The organism is Pseudomonas sp. MWU12-2345, assembly GCF_023242385.1.
GTDB classification, from domain to species: Bacteria; Pseudomonadota; Gammaproteobacteria; order Pseudomonadales; family Pseudomonadaceae; genus Aquipseudomonas; species Aquipseudomonas gingeri_D.
Genome location: NZ_JALLJA010000005.1, coordinates 334,424 through 360,110, shown reverse-complemented (window position 1 = coordinate 360,110; position 25,687 = coordinate 334,424). Strand labels below are relative to the sequence as shown.

The following is a 25,687-nucleotide window of genomic DNA, read 5'->3' as shown; positions in this document are numbered from 1 at the left end:
CTCCTCAGACCAGGGCCGGCTGTGTGGCGTGGGCGAGTGGTGCCTCGCGTTCCAGGTGATAACGACCGGTATGCAGGCTGCTCGGGCCCAGCCGGGCGAACTTGATCATCAGGTACATCTCGATCACCAACAGCACGCTGTAAAAAGCGACCAGCGCCAGCAGAGACCCCCAGACATCACCGGTCGAAATGCTTGAAGCGGACAGGTGGGTCGGGAGTATTTCGCCGACAGACCAGGGCTGACGACCATGCTCCGCGACAAACCAGCCGGTTTGCGTGGCGACCCACGGCAGCGGCAGGCTGAACAGCGCCCACTTGAGCAACCAGGGTTTGCTCATTTCGTTCTTGCGGGTAGACGCCCAGAACGCACAGACGAACAAGGCCAGCATCAGGAAGCCGCTGAGTACCATCAGGCGAAAGGTCCAGAAAATCGAAGATACGCCGGGGATGGAGTCCAGCGCAGCCTGTTTGACTTGTTGGTCGCTGGCATCGACCACTTTGTCCGTGTATTTCTTGAGCAGTAAACCGTAGCCCAGATCTTTTTTCACGGCGTTGAAGGCAGAGACTGTCTGTTCGCTTTTATCCCCTGCGCGCAGTTGCCGAAGCAGGTCATAGGCAACCATGCCATTGCGGATCCGTACCTGGTGCTGGGCCACCAGGTCCTTGATGCCTGTCACCTGTGTGTCTAGCGATCGCGTGGCAATAATCCCCATGACATAAGGAATCTTCACCGCGTAATCGGTACGTTGTTCGGCCTGATTCGGCAGCCCGAACAACGTAAAGGCTGCAGGTGCGGCCTCGGTATCCCACTCGGCCTCGATCGCCGCGAGCTTGGTTTTTTGAACATCGCCGATTTCATACCCAGACTCGTCGCCCAGAATGATGACCGAAAGAATCGATGCCATGCCGAAGGCCGACGCGATGGCAAAGGAGCGCCGCGCGAACCCGATATCGCGGCCCTTGAGCAGGTACCAGCTAGAAATAGCCAGGACAAAAATCGCGCCGGTCACGTAGCCGGACGCAACGGTGTGGACGAACTTGACCTGTGCCACGGGGTTGAACAGCAAGGCGCTGAAACTGGTCAGCTCCATCCGCATAGTGGTGAAGTTGAACTCTGCCCCGATTGGATTTTGCATCCAGCCGTTGGCGATCAAGATCCACAATGCCGACATGTTCGAGCCGATCGCGACCAGCCAGGTGACCCCCAGATGCTGGACTTTGCTCAGGCGATCCCAGCCAAAAAAGAACAGGCCGATAAAGGTCGATTCCAGGAAGAACGCCATCAAGCCTTCAATCGCCAACGGAGCACCGAAAATGTCGCCGACGTAATGGCTGTAGTACGCCCAATTGGTGCCGAACTGAAACTCCATGGTCAGGCCGGTGGTGACACCCAAGGCGAAGTTGATGCCGAACAGCTTGCCCCAGAACCGGGTCATGTCCTTGTAGACCTGCTTGCCGGTCATCACATAGACCGACTCCATGATGGCCAGGAGGAAGGTCAAACCCAAGGTCAGAGGGACGAACAGAAAGTGATACAGCGCCGTCATAGCGAATTGCAGTCGAGATAAGTCGACGACTGATTCCGAGATCATTGGGGGGGCTTCTCCGGAGGTGTAGGAGTGGGGCCAAGCACGTGCTGGCCTACTTTGACGCCGTCATCCATGACCTCGACCGGAGCGCTGAACCAGATGCTTCGGATCCCCAACAACAAGATGAGCTTGATAAGCAATATCAGGCCAATTTCCTTCATTAATGGTTTTTTTAGAAAATCGAAGGGGCCTGGCATGATGGGCACTCGCAGGGATGGCGGAATTGTCCCGACGGCGAAGACGGCTAACCTTGACTCAGATCAATATTCTCGGCCTCGATGGGAGCGACGAAACGTCACACTCGGACAGCGGCAGTGCTCACTCATGCCAAGCGCGAGGACTTCTGCATCAGTGGAAGGCAATGATCTGCCATGGCGCTATCCGAGGGTTTCCCGCAAAATACGCCCTCCCGGATTTTGAGTGACCTCATCATGCATCGAGTCGGATTCTTCGTTTGCCATGGCCATGATGCTCTTGATCTTGCCGGCCCCCTTTCGGCGTTCAATCAGGTGGTCACCGCCGCCGGCCATACCCCCTATGATCTCCAGGTCATCTCGCAGGCGGGAGGGTCAGTGCCTGGCAATACTGGCCTTCCGATCGAGACCCAGTCGGCAGGTAGGCGCAGGTTTGACACCATCCTGTTCATTGGTGGCGATATCGAGCCGATGCGGACAGCGGAAAACATCGCCGCCGCCAAGAAACTGGGGGCCAAGGCCTCGCGGGTGGGAAGCGTGTGTACCGGGGCATTCCTGCTGGCGGAAACCGGCCTGCTGGACGGACGCCGGGCCACGACGCACTGGCTGTACGCCGCTCAATTGCAGTCGCGCTTCCCTGGCATCAAGGTCGGGGGGAACAGTATTTATATAGCGGACGGACATATCTGGACATCCGCGGGCATCGCCGCCGGCATCGACCTGGCGCTTGCCATGATCGAACAGGATATGGGCGCGGAAGTGGCGCGTGCCACCGCCAGGCTGCTGGTCGTGCCCTATCGTCGACCGGGAGGCCAGTCGCAATTCTCCGCCATGTCACAAATGGAGCCGGAGTCGGATCGCATCCGCATCGCGCTGAATTTCGCCAGGGAACATCTGGCTGAAGCGCTACCTGTCGAGCGGCTCGCCGATGCGGCCAGATTGAGCCTGCGACAATTCGGACGGGCCTTTCGCCGGGAAACCGGTGAAACGCCGGCCAAGGCGGTCGAGCGCTTGCGCGTTGAAGCGGCGTGCCTGCGCCTGCGCGATGGCAGCGAACCGATCGAACAGATTGCCCTGGCGGTGGGCTTCAGCGATCCGGAACGGATGCGCAGGGCCTTCGTCAAACTGCACGGACATCCGCCGCAATCGGTCCGTCGCGAGAGCCGATTGAGCGGTGAGCGCGGATAGATCGACGCCCTATCCGCGCGCGTAGCCTAGTCAGTGGCCACCAGGGCCACTGTTGTCAGAACCGGGCGCTCAACGCGCGTCAGGTTTCAGGGGGCCGTAATCACTCCACATGTCGCGGTGCAGCTTCCAGACGCCACCCTGCTTCAGGAAGACCAGGATCTGTTTACCGCGAAACTTGAGCGCGCCACTGTGATCACGGACATCGGCCTCCGAAACTTCGGTAACCGCCTGATCGTCACCGTAGAACTCGTAATTGCTGAAAGATACGCTGCCAGGCTGGGATCCGGCATAGCCCTTGGCGAAGTATTCGGTGATCGCGCGGGCGCCGATAACTCGGTCGCCCCCGGGCGGCAAGAGGGCGCCATCCTCCGTATAGAGGCGACCTATCGCCTCATAGTCACCTCGCGCGAAGGCCTGCGCCCATCGGGCGTTCTCGGCCTTGATGGCCGCTTCGGGCGGACGCGGTGGTTCACCGGCAGTGGCCGGCAGGGTAAAGGCGAAAAAGGAGAAGCCGACTGCAAGGGCAGCCGCACAAAGACGGATCTGTCGCATCTGATGATTTCCGATATTGGCTTGAATGGAAGAGGGCTGCACCCGATTGGGCAGGTGCAGCCCACATTGCCTGGCAGCGTTTCAGCGAACGCCGGGTATTCGCGCGAGCCCCTTGGATGCACCGGGCAGTTCTTTGTCGACCATCGCGATGACTTCTGGCCGAGCGTCCCTGGGATGACCGGAATGGAACGGCGGAGCGGGGTCATATTCGATCGCCAGTTGCGTGAATTCGGCGGCCTGTTGACCACGCAACTTCGCGGCAACACGAAGCGCGAAGTCGATGCCCGCCGTCACGCCGCCGCCGCTCATGAATCGGCCGTTGTCGTCCTCGACGAAGCGATCAGGAACAGCGATGGCTCCGTATTCAGTCAGCTTGTTGACGAAGGCCCAATGGCAGGCGCTGCGCTTGCCCTTGAGAATGCCCGTGGCGGCGAGCACGAGCGATCCGTTGCAGACCGACGTAATATGCTTGGCGCTTTCCGCCAGGCGCAGGATCTGTGCCTGGTACTCCGGCCGCATCGGTGCCGACAAATCAGAGCCGCCTGGGACCAGGAGCAGGTCGGTCCTCTCAATGTCGGCCAGTCGTTCAGTGTTGCCATACACGACCCCGAATTCGAGGGTCACATTGCCGCCATTGAGGCTCGCATAACGAACCTTGGTATTGGGTAGCCGGTGAAAAATCTCGCTGGGGCCGGCGAAATCGAGCAGCGTGCCGCCGTCGTAATTCACGATCAGAATATTCAGGGGTTCGTTCGGGGCCAGCTCTCCCCCGCTGCCGGCCTGCGCAAGAGCGGGAGCGGCACGGCCAAGCAGGGCTCCGCCGCCCAGGAGGGAGCCGAGGGTGACGATGCCGCCGAACTTGAGCACATCGCGGCGGGAACTCCCCGTGCTGAGTGGGCGCTCACCGGTGGCGTTGTTTTCGCTATGGTCGGTCACGATAACTTCTCCTTTAAAGTTGCGAGGCACCGCCATCGACCACCAGTTCGGTGCCGACCACATAGGAAGATTCGTCGCTGGCGAGATAGAGCGCCGCGTACGCAATGTCCTCGGCCTTGCCCATGTGGCCCACCGGAACCGCCTGGGCGAACTCGGCCTTACGCTCGCGAACCCACTCATCGGACATGCCCCACTTGCTGATCAGGGGCGTGTCCATCGCACCGGGCGCAATCGCGTTGAAGCGGATTTTCCGGTCGAGAAATTCGTAGGACCAACTGCGCGCCAGTGATCGCACGGCCGCCTTCGCCGCGGCGGTCAGGGAGATACCATGCTTGCCGGTCTGCGCGACGAACGAGGTGTTGAGAATGACCGAAGCGCCCTCCCGCAAGTCAGGCAGCACCGCCTGAAGCGTGACCACCACGCCCTTGACGTTGATGTCCATGATTTCCTCATAGAGGTCGTCGTCGATGTCGTTGAGTGCCGACGGGAATGCTCGACCGGCGTTGGCAAACACGACATCCAGGCCGCCGAACCGCTCTTTCACCTCGGCGGCAATCGCCCGCATATCCTTGAGCGAACGTACGTCGCCCTGGAGCACCAGCGCGTTCTCGCCCAGCTCGGCCTGCACACGCTCAAATACGGCAATATCGCGACCGGTCACCGCGACCCGCGCGCCTTCCGCAACGAAGAGCCTGGCGGTGGCGAGACCGATGCCACTGGTACCGCCGGTGATCAAAACCGATTTGTTCTTGAGCCTCATCTTCTGTCCCCTTCTCTGCCTCGTGATTGGTCAAGCCGAAAGGTCACGGCGTCATCACGGTTATGCGCATGTCTGCGCTCGATTTCCCGGGCAAATTATGGAAACAGGCTCTTGATGGCGTAAAGGTCGTATAACCCTCAAAAAACGCCACATAGGGGATATGCAATGAGTGTGGATCGGTTATCAGATCGAGTTCAAATGGGTGTTACAGTGGAGTGTAATTTCGAAAGACACTCCAATTTTCACTCCATATAAAAATCAATATTAACCATTAAATTCAAACGGTTAAGGAAGACATGCCTCAAGAAAGGCTCGACCTGTTACGACTTCCAAAACCCATCCGAGATCCTGTCAGCGACCTGGTCAGGGCGCTCAATGCCGCCAGCACCATCGCGGACCTGGAGGCTGAAAGGGCCATTCAGATTACGTTTATCGGCGGTTTGGAAAGTGCCAAGCGCTTGCGGCCAGCCGATATCGAAGCGCTCTACATCATTTTTGACGATGCCGTGGAGGCGAAGCTGAAGCAGCTGTCATGAGTTTCAGTCCACGGCTAACAGCACATACGGTGCCTACCTTCGTGACCCGGATGGCAACAAGATCCATATCGCCCATCGTGGTTAGAAATAATTTCAGGCACCCACGGAGCTCACCGCTGAAGCCTCAACGCAACCTCAACGGATCCACCAATCCCACCGCAATCACCATCCCCACCAGATCCGGGAGGCTCTGCGCCTCCATGCGCTTCATGACCCTGGAGCGATACAGGTCGATGGTCTTCACACTGACCCCCAACTGCTCGGCTATTTCCCGGTTGGCGTAACCCTGCACCAACGGTAACAACACATCGCGCTCTCGCGGGGTCAGGCTGTCCAGCCGGGCCTGGACCCGGGCCTGTCCTTCGCTCAGCGTCTGGCTGTCGTCGGCCCGGCTCAAGGCCTGCTGCACGCTGTCGAGCAGCAACTGTTCGTTATAGGGCTTTTCGATAAAGTCGTGGGCACCGGCCTTGAACGCCCGCACCACGATCGGCACATCGGCATGGCCACTGACAAAGATCACCGGCAAGCGGATATCCCGCGCCCTCATCTCTTCCTGCACATTCAAGCCGCCCATGCCCGGCATGCGCACATCCAGCAGCACGCAGGCATTGAGGCGGGCGTCGCAGGCCTCGAGAAAGTCCCGTCCACTGGTGAAGGGCAGCGCCTTGAGGCCGACCGACTCCAGCAGCCAGACCGTCGAGTCGAGCATGCCCTGGTCATCGTCAACCACATAGACCAGCTGCTGCGCCACACTCACCATTGCGTTACTCCTGTTGTTGTTCTTTTCGGCCGGCACCTTATTGCGCCGGCAAACGGCAGCGCATCCGCAGGCCGCTGGCCATGGGCTGCGCCTGCAACTCACCACCAAAGCCTTCGAGGATGCTGCGACTCATCGACAGCCCGAGGCCCAGGCCGTTGGCCTTGCTGGTGTAGAACGGGGTGAAGATCTGTTCCAACTGCGCCGGGGAAACACCGGGGCCCTGGTCGCTGACACTCACCTCCACGCCACCATCAGCACCGCGCTCGGCCGCCAGGATGATCCGCGACGCCTGCCGCGGGTGCACCTCGCGGTTGGCATCGATGGCGTTGCGCAACAGGTTGAGCAAGACCTGCTCCAGCAGCACCCGGTCGGCATAAACCGGCGGCAGATTATCCGGCAGGCGCTCCTCGATCGTCACCTGGCAGGCACTGGCTTCCCAGGCACACAAGCGCACCGTGTCGCGAGCCACTTCGCTGATATCCAGGGCCTGCATGCGCCGCCGCCCTTTGCGCAGGAACGCGCGCAGCCGCTTGATCACCTCGGAGGCGTGATTGGCGTGTACGGCGATACGCTCCAAGCCCTGGGCTACCCGCTCGACCGCCTGCGGATTGCTATCCAGGGCCTGCAAATAACGCTGGCTGGCACTGGCGTAATTGACCACCGCCGCCAATGGCTGATTCATCTCGTGGGCGATGCCCGAGGCCAGCTCGCCCAGGGTCACCAGCCTTGCGGTGTGGGCCAGTTCGTCCTGATGGTGACGCTGCTGGGCCTCGCGCAATTCGCGCTCGGTCTGGTCGTGAGCGACCAGGGAGTAGAAACGTTCGCCGCTGGCCGAGCGATGCGCCAGCAGCATCAGGGATACCGGCACCGAGGTAGCGCCATCGAGGGCTTGCAAGCGGGCCTCGATGCTCCAGCGACCATCCCGTTCGGCACGACTCCACCCCTCGCGCTGCAGAGCCGCCAAGACATCGGCGGCCAGAAATTCGCCCAGGCTCGGCATCGCCGACTGCTCGCCGAGCTTGAGGGTGCGCCGGGCCGCCGGGTTGAGATAAGTGACATCGCCACTGGGCTCGATGAACAACACCGGGTCAGGGTTGGCTTCCACCACCTCCGCCAGCCGGTGCTTGTTTTCTTCGGCCTGGACCCGGGCGGTGATGTCCCGGGACACACTGACCACTTCCACCACCGACCCGGTATAGGTTTCGCGGATGGCGCGGCAGGCGGTCTCGAACCACCGGTAATGACCGTCGCGATGACGGATGCGATAGGTCATGGTGTGATAACCGTCCTGCTCCAGGGCATCACGGGTGCGGTGCATCAGGCCGGCCAGGCCCTGGGGATGGAACAGGCTGTGGGCCGGGCGGCCGCGCAACGCTTCGGGCCAATAACCGAGCAAGGTCCAGGACGCCGGGGAGGCATCGAGAAAACAGCCATCGGGGGTATGCCGGGAAATCAGGTCGGTGGTGTTTTCCGTGATCAGGCGATAGAGACGCCTGGCCGTGGCCGACTCGCGCTCGGCAAGGACCTGTGCGGTGGCTTCGCGACAACGCGCCAGCACACGGTTCTCCCGCGGCTCGGGAATAAAGGTCCAGATCAGGATCCGCTGCTCGAATTGCGCCTCGACCCCTTCGATGGCCCGTTGCTGTTCCAGGCAGGCCCGCACCAGCGGCAGATGATTGACCGGCAACAGGCTCATGGCATCGGCCAATGGCTGTTGTTCGAGCAACGCCAGCAGCGCCCCGTTGAGCGCCAACGGTCGTGCCCCGGCATCGAGCAGCAGGCTCGGCTGCGGATCATGTTCCAGTAAAGGCGAACCCTGCACCAGGCCAATGGAGGCGGACATCATCGCGGCCACCACCTGGAGAAAGGCCGGGCCGGCAGCGACTTCACGGGCAGTGCAGAGGTCATGATTTGAGCCTTGAAATTTTTATAGTAGATATACTATACAACTCAGGTAGTACTTCCATACCTATCCGCAAACATTATATAAAACACCCCGGATAAGTCATCGAGGGGTCGGTAAAGACCGAACGCCTCGGACATAGAGCTAATAATCAGCCACCGGGTACCCGAACCATGTCCATCTACGAGCAAGGCCTCGCGCCAACGGCCGTCAATCATATTGCCCTGTCTCCGCTCAGCTTTATCGAGCGTACTGCCAAGGTCTACCCCGACTACCCCGCCGTGATCCACGGCTCGATCCGCCGCACCTGGGCCCAGACCTACGCACGCTGCCGGCGCCTGGCCTCGGCACTGGCCGGACGCGGCATCGGCCGTAATGACACAGTGGCGGTGATGCTGCCGAACATACCGGCCATGCTCGAAGCCCACTTCGGCGTGCCGATGATCGGCGCGGTACTCAACGCCCTCAACGTGCGCCTGGATGCCGAAGCCATTGCCTTCATGCTGGCCCATGGCGAAGCCAAGGTACTGATCGCCGATCGCGAGTTCCATGACGTGGTGCAGGCCGCCATCGGCATGCTCGACCACCCACCACTGGTGATCGATGTCGATGACCCGGAATACGGCGAAGGCCAGGCCGTCAGCGACCTGGACTATGAAGCGCTGCTGGCCGAAGGCGATCCGGCCTACGACTGGCAGTGGCCGCAGGATGAATGGCAGGCCATCGCCTTGAACTACACCTCAGGCACCACCGGCAATCCCAAGGGCGTGGTCTATCACCATCGCGGCGCCTATCTCAGCTCCCTCGGCAACCAGATGATCTGGAGCATGGGCAACCACCCGGTGTACCTCTGGACCTTGCCGATGTTCCACTGCAACGGCTGGTGCTATCCCTGGGTGGTCACCGCGATGGCCGGGGTGCATGTGTTCCTGCGCCGGGTCGACCCGCAGAAGATCCTCAACCTGATCCGTGAACACCAGATCACCCACCTGAGCGGCGCGCCGATCGTGCTCAACGCCCTGGTGAACATGCCCGAGTCGGCCAAGGCCGCGATCGATCACCCGGTCAACGCCCTGGTCGCCGGCGCCGCACCACCGGCCAAGGTGATTGGCGCCGTGGAAGCCATGGGTATCAAGGTCACCCACGTCTACGGCCTGACCGAGGTCTATGGCCCGGTGACCATCTGCGCCTGGCATGAGGCCTGGGATGAACTGCCGCTGGAAGAACGCGCGCAGGTCAAGGCACGCCAGGGCGTGCGCTACCAGACCCTGGAAGGGCTGATGGTGGCCGATCCGAAAACCCTGGAGCCGGTCCCCGCCGATGGACAGACCATCGGCGAGATCTTCATGCGCGGCAACACGGTGATGAAGGGTTACCTGAAGAACCCCAGCGCCACGGCCGAAGCCTTCGAAGGCGGCTGGTTCCACACCGGCGACCTGGCGGTGACCCATCCGGATGGTTACGTGGAGATCCGCGACCGGCTCAAGGACATCATCATTTCCGGCGGCGAGAACATCTCCACCATCGAACTCGAAGGCGTGCTCTATCGCCACCCGGCGGTGCTGGAAGCCGCGGTGGTGGCCCGTCCGGATGAAAAATGGGGGGAGACGCCATGCGCCTTCATCACCCTCAAGGCCCATCACCCGGACGTGCGTGAAGCCGAGATCATCAGCTTCTGTCGCGAGCATCTGGCCGGTTTCAAAGTTCCGCGGACCGTGATCTTCACCCAGTTGCCCAAGACTTCGACCGGCAAGATCCAGAAGTTCGTCCTGCGCGATATGGCGAAAAACCTCTAGCCTTTCCCTATCCTCCCCGGCCGTTGTCGACGTCCGGGGTAATACGCATCGCCCATGGCGCGGCCGCGGCCGTGTCTCCATCCCCTGTTTGCAGGATGTTTAACGCCATGCCCGAGTTCAACGCCCCCCTGCGCGACATGCGCTTCGTATTACATGAAGTTTTCAACGCCAGCCAACTCTGGGCCCGCCTGCCGGCCCTGGCCGAGACTGTCGATGCGGAGACCGCCGACGCGATTCTTGAAGAGGCGGCCAAGGTCACTGGCAATCTGATCGCCCCCCTCAACCGTAGCGGCGACGAAGAAGGCGCCCAATGGCACGGCGGCCAGGTCAGCACCCCGAAAGGCTTCAAGGACGCCTATGCCACCTATCTCGAAGGCGGTTGGGTCGGCCTCAGCGGCAACCCGCAGTTCGGCGGCATGGGCATGCCGAAGATGCTCGCCGTGCAATTCGAAGAAATGCTCTACGGCGCCAACTCCAGTTTCGCCCTGTATTCGGCGCTGACTTCCGGCGCCTGCCTGGCCATCGACGCCCATGCCAGCGAGGCGCTGAAAGAGCGCTTCCTGCCGCTGATGTACGAGGGCCGCTGGGCCGGCTCCATGTGCCTGACCGAAGCCCATGCCGGCACCGACCTGGGCCTGATCCGCACCCGCGCCGAACCCCAGGCCGACGGCAGCTATCGCATCAGCGGCAGCAAGATCTTTATCACCGGTGGCGAACAGGACCTGACCGAGAACATCATCCACCTGGTGCTGGCCAAGCTGCCGGATGCACCGCCAGGCGCCAAAGGCATCTCGTTGTTCCTGGTGCCGAAGATCCTCGTCGAGGCCGAAGGCAGCCTGGGCGCCGCCAACGCCGTCAGCTGCGGCTCGATCGAGCACAAGATGGGCATCAAGGCTTCCGCCACCTGCGTGATGAACTTCGACGGCGCCAGCGGCTGGCTGATCGGCGAAGCCAACAAGGGCCTGGCGGCCATGTTCACCATGATGAACTACGAGCGCTTGTCCATCGGCATCCAGGGTATCGGTTGCGCCGAAGCGTCCTACCAGAACGCCCGGAGCTATGCCCGCGAACGCATTCAAAGCCGCGCCCCGGGCGGGGCAGTGGCCAAGGACCAGATCGCCGACCCGATCATCGTCCACCCCGACGTGCGGCGCATGCTGCTCAGCATGAAGGCCATGACCGAAGGCGGCCGCGCGTTCGCCAGCTATGTCGGCCAGCAACTGGACCTGGCCAAATTCTCCGACCAGCCTGATGAGCGGCACAACGCCGAGGCCCTGGTCGCCCTGCTGACCCCGGTGGCCAAGGCGTTCTTCACCGACACCGGCCTGGACAGTTGCATCCACGGCCAACAAATTTTCGGCGGTCACGGCTATATCCGCGAATGGGGCCAGGAACAGTTGGTGCGGGACGTGCGCATCGCGCAGATCTACGAAGGCACCAACGGTATCCAGGCCCTCGACCTGCTGGGCCGCAAGGTGCTGGGAAACGCAGGTGTCGCCTTGCGCCTGTTCATCGCCGAGATCCGCCACTACGCCGCGCAGCCCGGCGTAGCCTACGCCGACGATCTGCTGGACGCGGTGCAACGCCTGGAAAGCCTCAGCGACTGGTTGCAGGAGCAAGCCGTGGACGACCCCAACACCATCGGCAGTGCCTGCGTCGAATACCTGCACCTGTTGGGTTATGTCGCCTACGCCTATCTCTGGGCGCGCATGGACCGGGTCGCGCAGGACAAGCACAGCGAGGAACCTGGATTTTACGGAGCGAAACGGGCAACCGCGCGGTTCTATTTCAGCCGGTTGCTGCCGCGCATCCTGAGTCTGGAACAGAGCATCCGCGCGGGCAGCGCTTCATTGTTCGGACTGGAGGCCGAGCAGTTCTGAGGCGACGCGGCGGCGAGTGAGACCCGTCATCGCCTTGCCGCCGGCTTGTTCCAACGGGCGAACTGCTGATCCGCACCCGCCATGTCTTCGGCGTTGACCAGGTCGAAATGCCGATAAAAAATTCATAAATTTTTACTCGCCATTCTCTCTCACATTTGGTTACATTCGCCGAAATAACCACGGAGAACTCCTATGGACCCCAGCTCTAGTAGGCCGGTCACACTGACTGGAATGGTGCCGCCTGGCAGGTAGGACTGACCCTGGTTGATCTCCCCCCGCTCGAACGCCCCGCGCTTTACGCAGTTCCCTTCCGTGTGACCTCCAAGCAACCCCGACCGACCTCGGTCAGCGGTTGAACAACCCAATTTATTGCGTTTCCCGTAACGCCAGGAATGCCTGTCATTTCGTCTCCAACAAAGCCCACGGATTGTGGCCAGGAGAAGGAAGACCCGTGCTCGCCTGTCCGATGGGAATCGAAAGCGGCTGCCAATGCCACGCTTTGGAGGAACTCACCATGTCCAACTTGAATGCCCAATCCGCTGTCCTCGACAGCGCCCATATCGGCGATATCCGCGGAGCCTTCGGCACCATCCGCCATGACGATGTCGCCCCACGCAACGGCTGGATGCATCGCCTCAAGACCCTGATGGCCATCCTCGGCCCAGGCCTGATCGTCATGGTCGGCGACAACGACGCCGGCGCCTTCAGCACCTACGGCCAGGCCGGCCAGAACTACGGCACGCTGTTGCTGTGGACCCTGGCCCTGCTGATCCCGGTGCTCTACGTCAACCAGGAGATGGTCCTGCGCCTCGGTGTGGTGACCGGTGTCGGCCATGCCCGCCTGATCCTCGACCGCTTCGGCAAGTTCTGGGGCGCGTTCAGTGCCATCGACCTGTTTATCCTCAACGCCCTGACCATCGTCACCGAGTTCATCGGCATCAGCCTGGGGATGGATTTCCTCGGGGTGCCCAAGGTGGCCGGCGTGTGCCTGGCAGCGGTGTTCATCATGCTGGCGGCGTGCACGGGCAACTTCCGGCGCTTCGAACGGTTCGCCCTGGTCCTGGTCTTCGGCAGCCTGCTGCTGGTGCCGATCTTCCTGATGATCCACCCGCCCATGACCCAGGTCGCCCATGACTTCTTCACCCCGCAACTGCCGGCTGACGGCAAGCTGTCGGAAGTGTTGCTGCTGATCATCGGGATCGTCGGCACCACCGTGGCGCCCTGGCAGTTGTTCTTCCAGCAAAGCTATGTGATCGATAAGCGCATCACCCCACGCTTCATCAAGTACGAACGCGCCGACCTGTGGCTGGGCATCGCCCTGGTGGTGATCGGCGCGGTGGCGATGATTGCCTTCACCGCGCAGGTCTTCGTCGGTAACCCGGAGTTCGGCAACTTCACCGACGCCGGCGCCATTGCCGCCGGTATCGCCAAGTACCACGGGCGCCTGCCGGGCGTGCTGTTCGCGGTCGCCCTGATCGACGCCAGTATCATCGGGGCCATGGCCGTGTCGCTGTCGACCGCTTACGCCCTGGGTGATGTCCTGAGCCTGAAGCACTCGCTGCACCGCAAACCCGGCGATGCCAAGGGCTTCTACCTGATGTACTGTGGCCTGATCGCCGTCGCCGCCGCCCTGGTGCTGATCCCCGGCGTCCCGCTGGGCCTGCTGACCAACGCGGTACAGACCCTGGCCGGCGTCCTGCTGCCCAGCGCCACGGTGTTCCTGCTGCTGTGTAATGACAAGGAAGTACTCGGCCCCTGGGTAAACAAGCGCTTCACCAATCTGGTGACCGCGGTCATCGTCGCGATACTCGTGCTGTTGTCCGTGGTCCTGACCTCGGCCGTGGCCTTCCCGGACATGTCCGGTGAAACCATCACCGATATACTGATTGGCGGTGGTGTCGTGGGCCTGGTCATCGCCATCGCTGTCAACGTGCTGCATGCCCGCGAAGCCGTGGACAAGGTGGGCCTGCCCCACAAAACACCCCCCGTCACCCAGGAAATGTTGAACTCCTGGCGCATGCCGCCACTGGGCCAGCTCAAGCCCATGATCCTGTCACAACGCAATCGCATCTGGATGGGCGTGCTGCGCGGCTATCTGGTCGTCGCCATGGGAATGGTGATTTTCAAGGTGGTGCAGTTGGCGATGGCGTAAAGGCTTTGCGTTGAACGTACCGATGAATCGGACCGAACGGAGCCCTGCCCTGAGCAAGGCTCCGCTCGGTTGATCGATCGGCCTGCGGAGTGATGGAGATCAGCAGAAGGTCCTGGAATAAGACCGATAATGAAAGATTCATCAGGCCGGATCGTTCCTGTCGGCTCGATTCCCGAACCGTCATTCAATGATGTCATAATGACGCGTGACCAGTCGGTCACCGGGTAAACGCCAATAAAATTGCCGATGAAGTGCCTATGAACAACGCCAGAATACAATCGGGGTTTACCCTGATCGAAATGATGATCACGGTCGCCATTGTCGCGATCCTCGCCGCCATCGCCCTTCCGGCCTATAACAGTTACATCACCAAGAGCAACCTCAAGTCGGCCGAGGCGGATCTGGTCGCATTGAGCCTCAACCTGGAAAACTATTACCAGAAACAGTTGGTGTACCCGGTCTCGACCGCCAGCGGTGTCACCCAGATCCAATGCGTGCTGCTCGGCAGCCCGTCGCCCTGCACCAGCCCGACGTCAGGCTGGCAACCCAGCCAGTCCAGCAATTTCAGCTATTCCCTCAGTTCCACCGCCACAACCTACACTGTGACCGCCACGGGTACCGGCGCCACTGTCAGTGGCTGCGTCCTGACCCTGGACCAGGGTAACAATCGCAACCTCTCCTCCTGCAGTCCGTATAGCAGTTGGCTGTAATGCACAGCCGTGGCTTCACTCTGATCGAGTTGATGATCACGATTACCGTGTTCGCGCTTTTGCTGGTAGTGGGGGTGCCCTTGACCCAGTCGTGGACCAACAGCGCCTATCAGCGCGATGCCGCCGGCCTCGTGAAACAAGGACTCAGTCGCGCCAAGTCGATCGCCCTGCGCAACCCGGGCAAGGTGCAGGACACCGCACCCGCCGCCGTGCTGTGCGTCTCCGGCCAGAGCCTCAAGTTATTGAGCCTCACTCCCGGGCAGACCATCGATTGTACCGCGACCACATCACTCCTCTGGAGCGCCCCGCTCCCGGCCGCCGCCGTTATCCAGGTCGCCAGCGTCAACCTGGCCTGTGTCGCCTTCAACAACCGCGGTTTCGCGGTCAGCAGCGGCTCATGCACCACCGGCACCCTTCAAGTCACGGCAGGCAGCGAGATTGCAGTCAATGTCCCGCTCATCTAGGTCGGCCGCAAAGCCGCAACGCGGCGATATCCTGATCGAGGCACTGGTCGGCATCCTGCTGATGGCAATCATCGGCCTGGGGATCACCTATATCGCGTCGAGGGCTGCGGTGAGCCAGCGCGACATGAAACTGGAAAATATCGTGGTCAGCCAGATGCGCAGCCTGCTGGAGCAGAATGGCGCGCTGTTGTGCACAACCAACGCCGCCCTGCTCGTCGTGTCCCTTCCCACCCAGACCACGACCCAGCCGATCGTCGCGACCTGCACCAGCCCCGCTGCCGTCACCGTCGGCACCAGCGTCCTCACCGGCGGTGCGCCGCAGAGTTCGGTGGTGCTGACCACCCGCACCCAGGACAGCGGTATTTTTGGCGGCATCATCCGCGTCGGAGACGAGCCATGAGCCGTACGCAACGTGGCTTCACGATGATCAGCCTGATGGTCGGCACGGTCATTTCCCTGCTCAGTATCCTGGCCATGCTCTCGCTGTATAAAAACCTGGTCTATAGCACGGTGACATCGCTCCAGAGCGCCAGCCAGGATGGCCAGGTCGCCTCGGGACTGCTGACGGCCCAACGTGAACTGATGAATGGCGGGTTCTGGAGTGGCAGCCCCACCGCGCGCGCCACCTCCGATATCGACAACAATTTCGTGCTGCTGTCCGGCGCCACCCTGACCAATGGCACCCTGACCGGCACCGCCACCGCCCAGGCCAACTTCCCGACCCTGACCAGCGCCGCGCCGAACGGCACCACCGGCAACGCGATTGTCTGGTCCTATCAGACCAGCTCAGCGGCCGTAGCCAGTTGTGCCGGGCTGCTGGTCAGCAACGGCGCCCTGATCAGCATCAATAGCGGGGCCACTTGTACCCAGGCCTCGGCGCAATGGGGCAGCGCGACCTGGACCAGCACCACACTGATCGCCGCCGGCCAGAGCACCACGCCGTTCTCGGTCGGCTTCGCCACCTGCTGGCCTTACGGCCGTAACACCGACACCACCAATACCGCCTATCGCCTGCAAATCACCCTGAGCGCCAACAACAGCACACTGGACCCCAATAGCACCAACCCACAGCCCGCCTACGTCCAAAGCAAGGCGACGGCGTGCCTGATCAATTTCGAAAAACCCTCTTCCTGACCGAGCCCCCGATGCCAGCCCGATCGTTTTCCCAATCGCCGCGCGCCGCTCAACGCGGCATGGCCGCAACGCTGATGATCCTGTTCGTCGGCATGGCCCTGACCGTGACCGCCCTGGGGATGATGTACGGCATACGCGGCGCCCAGCAGCAACAACTGGCGGCACACGCCACTTCGCCGGCGGAATCGCGGGTCTGGAGTGGCGTGGAATGGGTGCGCCTGTACTTGCAGGCGCAATTGCAGCAGGACAGCACCCTGGCCAATGTGACCGTCGGCAACCTGCCGATCAGCGCCAGCGGGCTCAGTGCGCAGATCATTTCCAAGGTCGCCAGCGGTAGCAGCACGCTGGTCACCGCCACCATCACCGCCACCAACACCCTGGCGACCAACACCGTGCAAGTGGTCTACGTGCTGACGCCGGCCAGTGCCGCGAGCTCGCCTCCCAGCGGTAATCTGCCGCCGGCGTTGCAGTTCAACGGCAACTTCAACTACAGCGGTGGCAGCCTGTCGATCACCAACGGCAGCACCCTGGCGAACATCGCCGTGACCGGTGTGCTGACCATTTCCAACGGCTCGACCGCCTATGTCTCCGGCTGCGCCAAGGGCGGCATCAACCTCAGCGGTGGCGGCATCGCGAACAACGCGACCCTCTACACCGAAGGGACCTTTGCCATGAGTTCCAGCAGCCAGCCGGTCAACCTGACGGTGGGCGCCAAGTCCATTGCCATCTCCCAGTCCGGCGGCAGCTATGTGGCGATCACGGCAGGTGCGTTCAAGGCCAACGTGCTTTCGGGCGGCTCGACGATCGGCACCGCCCTGGTTGGCGGCACGAAAAACCCCGACAACTCGATCACCGCGGCCGGCAGCGGCACCGCCCTGATCACCCTGACCGACGGCACGGTCTATACCCTGGACCTGAGCAAGGTCATCCAAGCCAGCGGGGTCATCAGCACCACGGCCGGCGCCGTGCTGATCTCCGGGACCAGCAGCCTGCCCGCGAGTATTTCGCTGACCTACAACTCGGTGTACGGCGGCGATATCAACTTCCTCACCGGCACCGTCGGCACCTTCTGGGGCAACACCATGGCGTTGACCGGCTACAGCGCCACCTACACCGCGCTCAAGGCCAACAGCGACGTGTCGATCCTCACCGCGACGGTGGGCCAGTTCCAGGGCGGCGGCAATTTGAGCGTGACGCAATACAACACGCCATCGTTCACCGCCGCCAGCCAGATCGCCGGCAAGCTGCTCAACCAGAACGGCACGGCCTACACCGGCGCCGCCCTGGCGAACCTGACGCAGAACGTCGCCACCGCCTCACCCGGCCTGCCCGGTGTGCCGTACTGCAACATCACCACCGTCGCGGTGGATGTCACGCCCCTGAAAAGCCAGGCCAACTATGTGTTCGACTTTGTCGGCAACACGCCGATGCTGACCATCCAGAACGTCAAGACCGCCGCCGGTACGGCGGTGCCGGCGGGCCCCTACAACCTGACGACCACCGATATGCGTACCCTGCTGGGGGCCAACTTCCTGATCTGCAACTATGGCAACACCAGTTGCGGCAGCAGCGCGACACCCAGCAGCGGATGGACCTTCACCGGTATCAAGGCCATGCCGCCGGGCGTGCTCTGGTTCAATGGAAATATCACCCTCGATGGCGTGCAGAGCCTGACCCGACTCACCAATACCGTGCTCACCAACGCCAGTGTCACCCTGACCAGCAGCGGCATGGTGCCCTTGTACTCGCCGAACTTCTCCGGCTATACGAACCTGTGCGGCGGGTCGTTCTACCCGACCAACCTGTGCAACAAGACAGCGGGGACCCTGGCCACCTGGACCGACGCCTCCAACGTCAGCCACAGCGGCCTGCCCATCGGCAACATTGCCATTGAAGCCAACAGCGGACTGAGCACCAGCGGCTGGACCTTGTACGGCAACGTCATCCTCGGGGGCCTGGTCAGCACCTCGGGCGCCACCACCAATATCAAAGGCGCGCTGTCCACCGGTAACAATGGCACCAGCCCAACCACTATTTCCCAGGGCGGCATCGCCATCGACGTGTCGAGCGTCACCGCCGATCAGACCGTCACCACCCAACCCACCACGGGAAGCGGAGGCGGGGCGGTCCAGGCCTCGACGAAAGTGCGCTGGATCCGGGCGTTTTGAGTACGCCTTTATGACGACGTATTGAGTGCATAGAACTCATGCAGCTTGGCCTGTAGCAACTGTTTGTCCGGCAAGCGGGTCTGGTATTCGGCAATCAAGGCTGGCGACAGGCTGCGGTTGAGCGCGTACTCGACCACCTCATCGTCCTTGCTGGCACAGAGCAATACACCGATAGCTGGGTTCTCGTGGGGTTTTCGTTCATTGCGATCCAGCGCTTCCAGATAGAAGTCCAGCGCATCGGGGTGAGATTGTCTCAGCACTGCCGAAACCTTTGCTGGTTGGGTAACACTACGCTCGAACAATGCAGCCTTTAACTGACGCTCCAGCTCGCGTGTCGACCACTTTTCCTGAATCGCCAAACGCAAATAGAACTCACGCTCTTGCGGGTGTTTACTCTGCCCCAGAATGAGCAGATTGTGGGTCCAGGGCAATTGTGTCAGCAGCGCTGACACTTTCTCATCGCCCCGATAAGTCTCGTAAAACTGGCGCATACGAAAAAGATTACGCCGGGTAAATCCACGTAACCCAGGTTGCGTCCGAGCCAGATGCTCGGCCAACTGGCTGACCACCGCATCGCCCCACTCGGCCTGTTCCAGCTTATGGCTGATATAAGCACCCACCTGCCAATACAACTCGATCAGCTGGGTATTCACCGCTTGCACGGCTTGCTGCCTGGCCCCGCCAGCTCAACGATTGTTCCCGCCGCCACGCCCGGACTATAGTGCCGAGCAAGTCCAAGGCAGGAGCCTACACAGTGCACTCACGTTTTCCATCACGTCGTTTCTCCCTTTGCGCCCTGACCATCAGCCTCGCGCTCGCCGTCTGCAATGCACCGTTTGCCTCAGCCGACGCCACCCTGCCCGACGCGCCGGAAATCGGCACGGGCTATCGCACCGGCATGCTCACGCAACACGCGACCCGGCACATGGCCGCGGCAGCCAACCCCCTGGCGGCCGAAGCCGGGCGCGAGATCCTGCGCCAGGGCGGCTCCGCCGTGGATGCGGCAATTGCCATGCAAGCCGTGCTGACCCTGGTGGAACCGCAAGCCACCGGCATCGGCGGCGGTGCCTTCATCATGGTCTGGGACGGCCAAAAGGTGCATGCCTACGACGGACGTGAAACCGCACCGGCAGGCGCCACCGAGAAACTCTTCCTCAACCCTGACGGCACGCCGATGGCCTTCACCCAGGCACAGATCGGCGGACGTTCGGTCGGTACACCCGGGGTGATGCGCGCCCTCGAACTGGCCCATCGCACCCAGGGCCGCCTGCCCTGGGCGAAGCTCTTCGCGCCGGCCATCCGCCTGGCCGAACAGGGCTTCCCGATTTCGCCACGCCTGCACAAGCAGATCGTCGCCAGTCCGTTCCTGCCCCACTCGCCCGCCATGGCCGCCTACTTCCTCAACGCCGACGGCAGCCCGAAAGCCGTCGGCACGACGCTGAAGAATCCGAAGCTGGCCGCCGTGCTCAAACGCATCGCCAACGAAGGCACCGACGCACTCTACAAGGGTGTCATCGCCGAGGAGATCGTCGCGGCGGTCAATGGCAGCACCAACCCCGGAACGCTCTCGCTGGCCGACCTGCAAGGCTATCAAGCCAAGGAGCGCGCACCGGTGTGCTCCGACTACAAACAATGGCAGCTCTGCGGCATGCCGCCACCGTCCTCCGGCGGCATCGCCATCGCGCAGATCTTCGGCACCTTGCAGGCCTTGGAAGCGCAGGACAAACGCCAGGCCCTGGCCGCACTCGGCCCGCTGAAAAGCTCAAGTCCCGCCGGTCTCGAACCGAGCCCGCAGGCCGTGCACCTGATCGCCGAAGCCGATCGCCTGGCTTATGCCGACCGTGGCCTGTATGTCGCCGACAGCGATTTCATCCCGGTCCCGGTCGCCGGCTTGATCGACCCCGGCTACCTCGCCAGCCGCGCGCGCCTGATCGGCGAACGCAGCCTGGGCAAGGCCGAGCCCGGGGTACCGGCCGGTATCCAGGTGGCCCTGGCGCCGGACCGCTCGCCGATGCGCATTTCCACCTCGCAGATCGTCGCCGTGGACGACCAGGGCGGCGCCGTGTCGATGACCACCACGGTGGAAAGCTCGTTCGGCTCGCACCTGATGGTCGAGGGTTTTATCCTCAACAACCAGTTGACCGACTTTTCCTTCGTGCCCAGCGAAGACGGCAAGCCGGTGGCCAACCGTGTCGAAGCGGGCAAGCGTCCACGCTCGTCGATGGCCCCGACCCTGGTGTTCGACCGCAAGAGCGGCGAGTTTCTCGGCACCGTCGGCTCGCCCGGCGGCTCACAGATCATCGAGTACGTTTCCAAGACCCTGGTCGGCCTGCTGGACTGGAAACTCGACCCACAGTCGGCCATCAACCTGCCCAACTTCGGCAGCCGCAACGGCCCCACCGAACTGGAACAGGGCCTGTTCTCGCCGCAATTGGTGAAGGCACTGCAGGACAAGGGCCACGCCGTCAGCGAGATGGACATGACCAGCGGCACCCAGGCGATCATGCGCGTGCGTGATGCCAAGGGTCTGTCGTCATGGGCCGGTGGCGCCGACCCTCGCCGCGAAGGTGAAGCCTTGGGCGACTGAAACATTTAGACATACCCTAAGGCGATAGCTCTTCACAATATGTTGAGAAATCGCCCCGTATACTTTTTCAATCAACAGATTGCCTTGCGGCCCGCTTCCTCTCTATTCGGTATCACTATGCGAATGACACGCCCCTTCCTGATCCTGCTCTTGATGAGCGGCCTACTGTTCTTTTTCGGACTGGGTAACCATGAGCTGCAAGGCTCCACCGAATCCCGGGTAGCCGGGATCGCGATGGAAATGCACCTGACCCGGGATTGGGTCACCCCGCACCTGTTGGGCGAGCCCTTCCTGGAAAAACCACCGTTGAGCCTCTGGCTCGATGCCGGCGCCATCCAGCTGTTTGGCGGCAGCCCCCTGGCCGTGCGCCTGGCCTCGGCCTTCGCCGGCCTGTTCACGGTGCTCTCGCTGTTTGCATTCCTGCGCAAGATCGGGCGTCCGAGCGTGCTGGCCTGGACCGCCGCCGCCATGCTCGCCACCATGGCCAGCTACCTGGGCAACGCGCGCCAGGTCGGCGAAGACGCACTGCTCAGCCTCGGGGTGACCCTGGCCCTGCTGGCCTTCTTCCGCGCCACCGAGCAACGCACACAAGGCAAGCCAACCCTGGCGGCGTGGTGTGTCTTCGCCCTGGGCATCGTGATCTCGACCCTGAGCAAGGGCGTACTGGGCCTAGCCCTGCCGGGTATCGTGATTTTCGTCTACCTGGTGAGCCAAAGCCTGATCGACAGACGCTTCAGCTTCGGCGACTGGCTGCGCCCGGCGCTGTTCACCGCGCTAGGGCTGATTCCCCTGCTGATCTGGCTGGTGCTGCTCTACCAGCGCGGCGGTATGCAAGCCGTCGGTGAAGTGCTGTGGGCCAACAGCGTGGGCCGCTTCAGCGGATCCTTCACCGCCGCCGGGCACTACGAGCCGTTCTACTACTACCTGGCCAAGCTGCCGGAAGCCTTCCTGCCCTGGAACCTGCTGGTGTACCTGGGCCTGTGGAACCTGCGCAAGCGCCTGGTAGCCAATCGTCACCTGTTGTTCGCGACTGTCTGGATCCTGGCCCAGTTCACCCTGCTGACCCTGGCTTCCAGCAAGCGCATGGTCTACCTGATGTCCATGGCCCCAGCCGCCGCCATCATCGCCGCCGAATACTCGCTGGTGATTCTCGAATGGCTGCGTCGGCGCTCGGCCACCTCCCCCTTCAGCGCCAAGCTGGTGAAACTTCACCGTCCGCTGGCGATGGGGCTGATGGCACTGGTGGTCGTCGGCTACCTGGTAGTGGCGTCGCTGGAGTCGCGCTCCGACCTCAAGAACTCCTTCAAACCGCTGACCGACCAGGTCATCGAACTGCAGGCTCACGGCAAACAGGTCGCCCTGTTCCAACCGGAGGAGCGACTGGCCTCCACCGTGTTCTATACCCAGCGCCAGCAGCAAGTGCTGATGACCGAAGCCGAGTTGACAGCCTTTCTCACAGCCTCGCCGAACAACGTGGTCATCGTCGACCAGGGGTTGAACGTGCCGACGCCGCCAGCGCCGATCAAGGTCCTGAGCACCATCACCATCGGCGGCAAGCGTCTGTATAATTTCTACGGCCAATAAATTGCCTCGCATGATCGAGCAGTAAAGAACCGGCGCCTTCGGAGCGCCGGTTTTTTTTGCCTGAAATCGACCTCACGAACAGGCAAACGACAAACAAAGCTATCCTCGTCCTCACAACGCAGAAACATGCTGTATGACAAAATATCGTTCAGCTATTTGTGTTACCGCCGATAAAAGCTCTACCAACAAATTCAGCTGGCTCCAAAAACAACACCTTCCAGCCACCCGATAGCATGCAACACAACGTTCCTGGAGGAATTCGATGAATAGCTGGTTTGGCAATATCAGCGTCAACCTGAAACTTGGCCTGGGTTTCGGCTTGGTACTGCTTCTGACCACCATCCTGGCCCTGACCGGCTGGAACAGCCTGGGTGGGCTGATCGACCGCAGCAACTGGATGAGCGACATCACCCAGCTCAACGCCTCGCTGACCAAACTGCGCGTGGCGCGCCTGCAATACATGCTGACCAACGGCGACGAAACCGCCGCCCAGAACGTCCAGGTCAACCTGCAAGCGTTCATCGATCAACAGCAGAAGCTGATCGGCAGTTTCAAGAGCCCGGAAAACCTCAAGCTGCTCAAGGAGCAGGCGGACCTCATCACGCAATACCAGCAATCGCTGAACAAGATGCGCGATGCCTATCGCACCGGTAACGGCGCACGCCAGACCATGGGCGACAACGCCGATACCGTCAGCAAGCTGATCACCGCCATCAACGATCAGGTGCTGCGCATGCAACCTGGCGAGGAAGGCCGCTTCGAACGCTTCCAGGCCATCACCCGGGCCAAGGAACAGTTCCAGCTCACCCGCTATGAAGTGCGCGGTTACGCCGCCAACAGCAACCCGGACACCGAGCAGAAAGCCTTCAATCAGCTGAGCGAAGCGATCGCCGGGCTCAAGGACCTGGAGCAAGCCTTCAGCAGCGCCGAACAAGGCTCCGTGACCCAGCTCGAGACGGCCCTGGGCAACTACCGCACCGCGTTGCAGGCCTACAAGTCCGCCAACGCCGCCGCCGTGCAGGCGCGCAAGGAAATGACCGACCAAGGCACCGACATCGTCACGCGCAGCGAAGCGCTGTATCAGATCCAGCTGGACCGGCGTGACAGCGAAAGCGCCCAAGCCCGTACCTTCCAACTGGGCAGTACGCTGCTGGCGTTGCTGGTGGGGATTCTCGCCGCCGTGGTCATCACCCGACAGATCACCCGCCCGATTCGCGAGACCCTCGGCGTGGTCGAGCGCATTGCCGCCGGCGACCTGACCCACAACCTGGTGGTGACCCGCCGTGACGAGTTGGGCGTGTTGCAACAAGGCATCCAGCGCATGGGCAGCACCCTGCGTGACCTGATCAGCGGTATCCGCGATGGCGTCACCCAGATCGCCAGCGCCGCCGAGGAACTCTCGGCGGTCACCGAACAGACCAGCGCCGGGGTCAACAGCCAGAAGATCGAAACCGACCAGGTCGCCACTGCCATGCACGAAATGACCGCCACCGTTCAGGAGGTCGCGCGCAATGCCGAACAGGCCTCCCAGGCCGCCGCGGCCGCGGATGGTGAAGCCCGTGAAGGGGACAAGGTGGTCGGCGAAGCCATTGCCCAGATCGAACGCCTGGCCACCGAAGTGGTGCGTTCGACCGAAGCCATGAGCGTGCTGCAGAAGGAAAGCGACAAGATCGGTGCCGTCATGGACGTGATCAAGGCCGTGGCCGAACAGACCAACCTGCTGGCACTCAATGCCGCCATCGAGGCAGCACGGGCCGGTGAAGCCGGACGCGGTTTTGCCGTGGTCGCCGACGAGGTACGTGGCCTGGCCCAGCGCACCCAGAAGTCCACCGAGGAGATCGAAGGCCTGGTGGCCGCCTTGCAGAACGGCACCCAGCAAGTGGCCAATGTGATGAACAACAGCCGCACCCTGACCGACAGCAGCGTGGCCCTGACCCGCAAGGCCGGCACCTCACTGGAAAACATCACCCGCACGGTGTCGAACATCCAGTCGATGAACCAGCAGATCGCCGCGGCAGCCGAGCAGCAGAGTGCGGTGGCCGAAGAGATCAGCCGCAGTATCGTCAATGTCCGTGACGTGTCCGAACAGACCGCCGCCGCCAGCGACGAAACCGCGGCGTCCAGCGTCGAACTGGCCCGGTTGGGTAGTCAGTTGCAGGCGATGGTCAGCCACTTCCGAGTCTGATAACCCCAGTCTCGCCAAGCCCACGGAAGGGAATCTGTGGCGCCAATCAGGTCGAAGAAAACAGCACTGCCTTCCACCTCGTGCATCCACGAAGCTTTTGCCGGCTTCATGGGCCTCTTCGCGGCGATCCGGCGTCCCGGCAAGCTCCGCTCCCACAGATGACCGCCTTCAACCCGGCTGGACGTCGTCAGGCGCAAATCGCGTTGGTAAACACCAGCCGATTGCCGAACGGATCACGTAGCGTCATGTCCAGGCTGCCCCAGGGCATGGCCTGAATCTCTGGCGGTACATCGCCGCCGGCCCTGTCCAGCAACTGCGCCCTGAACGCTTCCAGCTCGTCGGTTTCAATACGCAGCGCCGCTCCCGGCGTGGCGTCGCCCTTGTGCTCACTCAGGTGCAGCACGCAGTCACCCCGGGATACTTGCAAGTACAACGGAAACCCGGGCTCGAAACGGTGCTGCCAATCGACGCAGAATCCGAGGAAGTCGATGTAGAACGCCAACGCCCTGCCCTCGTCATCGATATGCAGGACGGGAGTGGTTTTACCAAAACTCATGACGGGTCTTCCTGGCTACCTGGATCAAAGCGCTTCGGCCTCGAAAGCAGATTC

The 25,687-nt window shown here is 62.1% G+C and carries 22 protein-coding genes; 13 read left to right on the top strand and 9 right to left on the bottom strand.

Translation table 11 applies throughout. The features are described 5' to 3' along the window. Nucleotides 1-4 precede the first annotated feature (4 nt). Together M5C71_RS13685 and cydP are read right to left on the bottom strand one after the other, a co-directional pair. Nucleotides 5-1,591: a cytochrome ubiquinol oxidase subunit I gene (locus tag M5C71_RS13685; RefSeq protein ID WP_248768046.1), complete on the bottom strand. Its 1,587-nt coding sequence runs from the start codon at nt 1,589-1,591 to the stop codon at nt 5-7. Beyond that, nucleotides 1,588-1,749: a cytochrome oxidase putative small subunit CydP gene (gene cydP / locus M5C71_RS33740; protein ID WP_349292301.1), complete on the bottom strand. Its 162-nt coding sequence runs from the start codon at nt 1,747-1,749 to the stop codon at nt 1,588-1,590. Before cydP ends, M5C71_RS13685 begins: the two co-directional genes overlap by 4 nt. A gap of 210 nt (nt 1,750-1,959) precedes the next feature. Here cydP and M5C71_RS13680 point away from each other — a divergent pair, with 210 nt between their 5' ends. Further along, nucleotides 1,960-2,970: a helix-turn-helix domain-containing protein gene (locus tag M5C71_RS13680; protein ID WP_247263100.1), complete on the top strand. Its 1,011-nt coding sequence runs from the start codon at nt 1,960-1,962 to the stop codon at nt 2,968-2,970. Nucleotides 2,971-3,039: 69 nt separating this feature from the next. Here M5C71_RS13680 and M5C71_RS13675 read toward each other — a convergent pair whose 3' ends face one another. From M5C71_RS13675 to M5C71_RS13665, 3 genes are all read right to left on the bottom strand, one after another. After that, the gene (locus tag M5C71_RS13675; protein ID WP_248768045.1) at nt 3,040-3,522 is read right to left on the bottom strand and encodes a nuclear transport factor 2 family protein; all 483 of its coding nucleotides are present in this window, start codon (nt 3,520-3,522) and stop codon (nt 3,040-3,042) included. A gap of 81 nt (nt 3,523-3,603) precedes the next feature. Further along, on the bottom strand, nt 3,604-4,458 hold the full coding sequence (locus tag M5C71_RS13670; RefSeq protein ID WP_103496160.1) for a DJ-1/PfpI family protein: 855 nt from the start codon (nt 4,456-4,458) through the stop codon (nt 3,604-3,606). Nucleotides 4,459-4,471: 13 nt separating this feature from the next. Further along, on the bottom strand, nt 4,472-5,218 hold the full coding sequence (locus M5C71_RS13665) for an SDR family oxidoreductase (protein ID WP_248768044.1): 747 nt from the start codon (nt 5,216-5,218) through the stop codon (nt 4,472-4,474). Nucleotides 5,219-5,514: 296 nt separating this feature from the next. On the opposite strand from M5C71_RS13665, the gene M5C71_RS13660 reads away from it, so the two are divergent. Beyond that, nucleotides 5,515-5,754, top strand: a complete 240-nt coding sequence (locus tag M5C71_RS13660; RefSeq protein WP_248768043.1) for a hypothetical protein — start codon at nt 5,515-5,517, stop codon at nt 5,752-5,754. Nucleotides 5,755-5,878: 124 nt separating this feature from the next. Here M5C71_RS13660 and M5C71_RS13655 read toward each other — a convergent pair whose 3' ends face one another. After that, complete coding sequence (locus M5C71_RS13655; protein ID WP_103496157.1) at nt 5,879-6,514, bottom strand: response regulator transcription factor; 636 nt, start codon at nt 6,512-6,514, stop codon at nt 5,879-5,881. A 37-nt stretch (nt 6,515-6,551) separates the two neighbouring features. Beyond that, nucleotides 6,552-8,360, bottom strand: coding sequence for a PAS domain S-box protein (locus tag M5C71_RS13650; RefSeq protein ID WP_248768042.1), 1,809 nt, complete (start codon nt 8,358-8,360; stop codon nt 6,552-6,554). A 230-nt stretch (nt 8,361-8,590) separates the two neighbouring features. Here M5C71_RS13650 and M5C71_RS13645 point away from each other — a divergent pair, with 230 nt between their 5' ends. From M5C71_RS13645 to M5C71_RS13610, 8 genes are all read left to right on the top strand, one after another. After that, nucleotides 8,591-10,213, top strand: a complete 1,623-nt coding sequence (locus M5C71_RS13645; protein ID WP_103496155.1) for an acyl-CoA synthetase — start codon at nt 8,591-8,593, stop codon at nt 10,211-10,213. A 107-nt stretch (nt 10,214-10,320) separates the two neighbouring features. After that, nucleotides 10,321-12,093 (top strand): acyl-CoA dehydrogenase C-terminal domain-containing protein, encoded by a 1,773-nt coding sequence (locus tag M5C71_RS13640; protein ID WP_248768041.1) that lies wholly within the window; start codon nt 10,321-10,323, stop codon nt 12,091-12,093. A 514-nt stretch (nt 12,094-12,607) separates the two neighbouring features. Next, nucleotides 12,608-14,245 (top strand): NRAMP family divalent metal transporter, encoded by a 1,638-nt coding sequence (locus M5C71_RS13635; protein WP_248768040.1) that lies wholly within the window; start codon nt 12,608-12,610, stop codon nt 14,243-14,245. Between the two features lie 257 nt (nt 14,246-14,502). Next, nucleotides 14,503-14,955 (top strand): type IV pilin protein, encoded by a 453-nt coding sequence (locus M5C71_RS13630; RefSeq protein ID WP_248768039.1) that lies wholly within the window; start codon nt 14,503-14,505, stop codon nt 14,953-14,955. After that, entirely contained in the window at nt 14,955-15,419 is a 465-nt protein-coding gene (locus tag M5C71_RS13625) for a prepilin-type N-terminal cleavage/methylation domain-containing protein (protein WP_283093980.1), read from the top strand. The genes M5C71_RS13630 and M5C71_RS13625 overlap by 1 nt, the downstream gene beginning before the upstream one ends. Continuing rightward, nucleotides 15,403-15,819 (top strand): hypothetical protein, encoded by a 417-nt coding sequence (locus tag M5C71_RS13620; protein ID WP_248768037.1) that lies wholly within the window; start codon nt 15,403-15,405, stop codon nt 15,817-15,819. The genes M5C71_RS13625 and M5C71_RS13620 overlap by 17 nt, the downstream gene beginning before the upstream one ends. After that, nucleotides 15,816-16,553, top strand: coding sequence for a hypothetical protein (locus M5C71_RS13615; protein WP_248768036.1), 738 nt, complete (start codon nt 15,816-15,818; stop codon nt 16,551-16,553). The genes M5C71_RS13620 and M5C71_RS13615 overlap by 4 nt, the downstream gene beginning before the upstream one ends. 11 nt (nt 16,554-16,564) lie before the next feature. Then, the gene (locus M5C71_RS13610) at nt 16,565-18,721 is read left to right on the top strand and encodes a hypothetical protein (protein ID WP_248768035.1); all 2,157 of its coding nucleotides are present in this window, start codon (nt 16,565-16,567) and stop codon (nt 18,719-18,721) included. A gap of 8 nt (nt 18,722-18,729) precedes the next feature. Here the strand turns inward: M5C71_RS13610 and M5C71_RS13605 are convergent, their stop codons facing one another. Next, the gene (locus tag M5C71_RS13605; RefSeq protein ID WP_248768034.1) at nt 18,730-19,383 is read right to left on the bottom strand and encodes a PDDEXK nuclease domain-containing protein; all 654 of its coding nucleotides are present in this window, start codon (nt 19,381-19,383) and stop codon (nt 18,730-18,732) included. A 92-nt stretch (nt 19,384-19,475) separates the two neighbouring features. On the opposite strand from M5C71_RS13605, the gene ggt reads away from it, so the two are divergent. The 3 genes from ggt to M5C71_RS13590 all read left to right on the top strand — a co-directional run bounded on the left by ggt (nt 19,476) and on the right by M5C71_RS13590 (nt 25,077). After that, nucleotides 19,476-21,308: a gamma-glutamyltransferase gene (gene ggt / locus M5C71_RS13600; RefSeq protein WP_248768033.1), complete on the top strand. Its 1,833-nt coding sequence runs from the start codon at nt 19,476-19,478 to the stop codon at nt 21,306-21,308. A gap of 117 nt (nt 21,309-21,425) precedes the next feature. After that, on the top strand, nt 21,426-22,892 hold the full coding sequence (locus M5C71_RS13595) for a phospholipid carrier-dependent glycosyltransferase (RefSeq protein WP_248768032.1): 1,467 nt from the start codon (nt 21,426-21,428) through the stop codon (nt 22,890-22,892). A gap of 262 nt (nt 22,893-23,154) precedes the next feature. Continuing rightward, nucleotides 23,155-25,077, top strand: coding sequence for a methyl-accepting chemotaxis protein (locus M5C71_RS13590; protein WP_103496145.1), 1,923 nt, complete (start codon nt 23,155-23,157; stop codon nt 25,075-25,077). 187 nt (nt 25,078-25,264) lie between these two features. Here the strand turns inward: M5C71_RS13590 and M5C71_RS13585 are convergent, their stop codons facing one another. Further along, nucleotides 25,265-25,633 carry a glyoxalase superfamily protein gene (locus M5C71_RS13585; RefSeq protein WP_152737658.1) on the bottom strand — a complete coding sequence of 123 codons (369 nt, stop codon included), beginning with the start codon at nt 25,631-25,633 and terminating at the stop codon, nt 25,265-25,267. Nucleotides 25,634-25,687 lie beyond the last annotated feature (54 nt).